Source organism: Kutzneria sp. 744, assembly GCF_000568255.1.
Taxonomy (GTDB): Bacteria; Actinomycetota; Actinomycetes; order Mycobacteriales; family Pseudonocardiaceae; genus Kutzneria.
The window spans coordinates 10,050,263-10,053,403 of sequence record NZ_KK037166.1 but is presented as its reverse complement, the minus strand read 5'-3'; the positions used below and the strand labels follow the sequence as shown (position 1 = coordinate 10,053,403).

The 3,141-nt window shown below is 73.5% G+C and carries 2 protein-coding genes; both read right to left on the bottom strand.

The features are described 5' to 3' along the window. A partial coding sequence (locus tag KUTG_RS62485) for an AMP-binding protein (protein ID WP_198047566.1) occupies positions 1 to 2,570 on the bottom strand: 2,570 nt, incomplete at its 3' end. Beyond that, a partial coding sequence (locus KUTG_RS62480; protein ID WP_043726219.1) for an ATP-grasp domain-containing protein occupies positions 2,567 to 3,141 on the bottom strand: 575 nt, incomplete at its 5' end. The genes KUTG_RS62480 and KUTG_RS62485, both read right to left, overlap by 4 nt.

The following is a 3,141-nucleotide window of genomic DNA, read 5'->3' as shown; positions in this document are numbered from 1 at the left end:
AGGTCGGCGAGTCCGGCCCGACCCCGGGCGGACTCGACGCCGGCCGCCTCGGCCCTGGCCCAGTCGAACGGGGACGCGGCCGGCGGCGGGAACGCCGGCCCGACACCGAGGACGTCGGCCGCGATGCCGGCGGCGACGATGCGCAGCGCCCAGTAGTCGACGATGCCGTGGTGGCTGACCACCATCAGCGTGGTGGTCTCCGGTCCGACCACGACGGCCGCCCGGACCAGCGGACCGTCGGCCAGATCGAAGCGCCGGTAGGCGAATTCCCCGAGCAGTTGCCGGATCCGCTCGGTGTCCTCCCGGTCCACCTCGTGCACCAGCCAGTCGAATCGCGCATCGGCGTGCACGGTCTGGCGGCGGGCCCGGGGCGGGCCGAAAGCGGTGCGCAGCGCGGGATGCGCGGCGACCACCCCGCGCACGGCCGCCTGCAGCAGCGCCGGGTCGAGGCGGGCGTGGAACCGCATCGCATGGGCGAGGTTGTTGGCCACGTCCGTGCGGTAGAGCTGGTCGTAGAAGTAGAGCTGAGCCTGTCCCTCGGACAACGGCGCCGATTCGTCCGGCCCGGTCTCGTGCGGCCCGGTCTCGTGCGGCACCGTCTCGTGCGCCAGGGTCTCGTGCGGCAGGGCGGTGGGCGGGCCGGCCTTGTCGATCGCGTCGGCGATGCCCTCGATCGACATGTCCCCGAAGAACAGCTCGCCGTCGACCCGATGGCCGAGCCGCTGCTCGACCGCGCCGCGCAGGGTCACCAGCCGCAACGAATCGAAGCCGAGCGCGGCCAGCGGCCGTCGCTCGTCCGCCGGGTCCAGGCCGGCGGTCCGCGTGAACACGGCCTGCCGCAGCACTTCCCGCACGCCGGTCGCAGCGGGCACGGCCGGGTCGGACACGGACGGGTCGGCGCGACCGAGCACGGCGAGACCGTTCTCGGTCAGCAGTTCCCTGGTCCGCGCCCGGCGCACCTTGCCGCTGGAGGTCCGGGGAATGCCCCCCGGCCGCACCACCACGAACTCGGCGAGGTCGATTCCGCACGCCGCCCCCACCTGCCGGCGGACCGCGGCGTCGAGCACCGCGAACGCCTCGGGTTCGGCCAGCAGGCGGGCCTGTCCCCGGCGGGCCTCGACGACGAGCCCGACCCGGCCGTCGTCCCACTGGAACGCCGCCGCGGTCCGGCCGAGTCGCTCGGGCGCGGCGTCGACCGCGACGGCCTCCACGTCCTGCGGGTAGTGGTTGCGCCCGGCGACGATGATGAGGTCCTTGCTCCGGCCCACCACGTACAGCCGGCCGTCCCGCAGGGCGCCGAGATCCCCGGTGCGCAGGAAGTCGCCGTCGTGGCCGGCGACGCGGCCGTGGAAGGTCGCCGCCGTGTTCGCCTCGTCGCCCCAGTAGCCGCGCGCCACACTGGGCGCCCGCACGCAGATCTCGCCGATCTCGCCGTCGTCCGCGACGCCACCGTCGTTGTCGCGCACGAGAACCGTCGTGCCCTCGGCGGCCCGACCCGACGCGACCAGGTGAACGGCGTCCTCCGTGGCGCTGGCGAGCCGACCGGCCCGCAACGCGTCGCGGTCGAACGATTCGACGTGGAAACCGGTCATCGGCTCGGCGCCGGCGACGAACAGCGTCGCCTCGGCCAGCCCGTAACAGGGCAGGAAGGCCTCCGGTCGAAAGCCATGCGGCGCATAGGCTTCGGCGAACCGGTCCATGGTCGGCCGATCGACCGGCTCCGCCCCGTTGAAGGCGATGCGCCAGCGGCTCAGGTCCAGCCCGGCCTGCTCACGCGGGTCGTGGCGGTCGGCGAGCAGGCCGTAGGCGAAGTTGGGGCCGCCCGAGCAGGTGCCGTGAAAGGTCGAGACGGCCCGCAGCCAGCTCGCCGGGTCGCGGATGAACCGGAATGTGTTCAGCAGCACGCTTTCCAAGCCGCAGAACAGCGGCAGCAGCGTGGTTCCGATCAGGCCCATGTCGTGGTACATGGGCAGCCAGCTGACCACGACGTCGTCCGCGCGCAGGCCGAATCCGGCCATGATGGCCAGTTCGTTGGCCACCAGGTTGCGGTGGCTGACCATCACTCCTTTGGGCTGCGCCGTCGAGCCGGAGGTGTACTGCAGAAAGGCGATCGCGTCGCCGTCCGGTTCGCCCCTGAGCGGTTCCGCGCTGCCGGACAGGATTTCTTCCACCGCATGGAATCCCGGCTCGGTCGGCTCGCCCGCGGTGAGCACCAGCCTGGCCCGGCAGTCCGCCACCACGCGTTCGACGCGGTCCATCCCGGCGCCGGGGCGGGGCGGATACAGCGGCACCGCGACGATCCCCGCGCGCAGGCAGCCGAGGAACGCCACCAGGTAGTCGGCGCCGGGCGGCAGCAGCAACACGACCCGGTCACCCGGCACGGCGAGCGCGCGCAACCCGTTCGCCGCCAGCCGGGTGCGCCGCTCCAGTTCGCCGTACCCGATCTCGTCCTCGATGGTCATGTCGGGCGAGACGAACCGAAAGGCCGTCGCCTCCGGTCGTGTGCCGGCCCAGTGGGTCAGGGCCGAGGGGATCGAGGTGTGTCCGCGCGCCTGCGTCAGCAGCGTCATCCGGCCCCCTCCCCGTCGGGCTCGGCCACCACGATCTCCAGGCGTGCCACGGCTTCGGCGCAGCTCTTGGTGACCTGCTCGTAGGAGTCGCCTTGCGCGATCACGAAGCCGATCCGGTCGTAGGCGCTGCGCGCGGGCCCGACGCGCCGGCCCGGAAGCGCGGTCACCCGGACCTCCTCCACTCCCTCGACGGCCTCGGCCTCGGCGACGCCACGCACCTCGACCAGCGTGCCGGCGCGGGTGGGCAGCGGAAAATGGACGGCGGCGCAGCGCTGGGGGCGCGTGTCGATCACCGGCGGCCGGCCGAGCGCGGCGCGGAGATACTGCTCGATCAGGTCGGTGCCGGTGGCCAGGCGGACGGCTTCGGGAATCATGCCGCCGGCCGGCCGGGGATTGATCTCGATGACGGCCGGGCCGTCGTCGGTGAGGCGGATCTCGGTGTGCGCGGCCCCGTGGTCGAGGCCGACGGCGGCGATCGCGGCCCGCGCCGTCGCCTCGATGTCCGCGGCGACGCGCTCGGATACCGGCGCGGGAAACACGTGCTGGTACTCGACGAAGTGCGGCAGCCCGG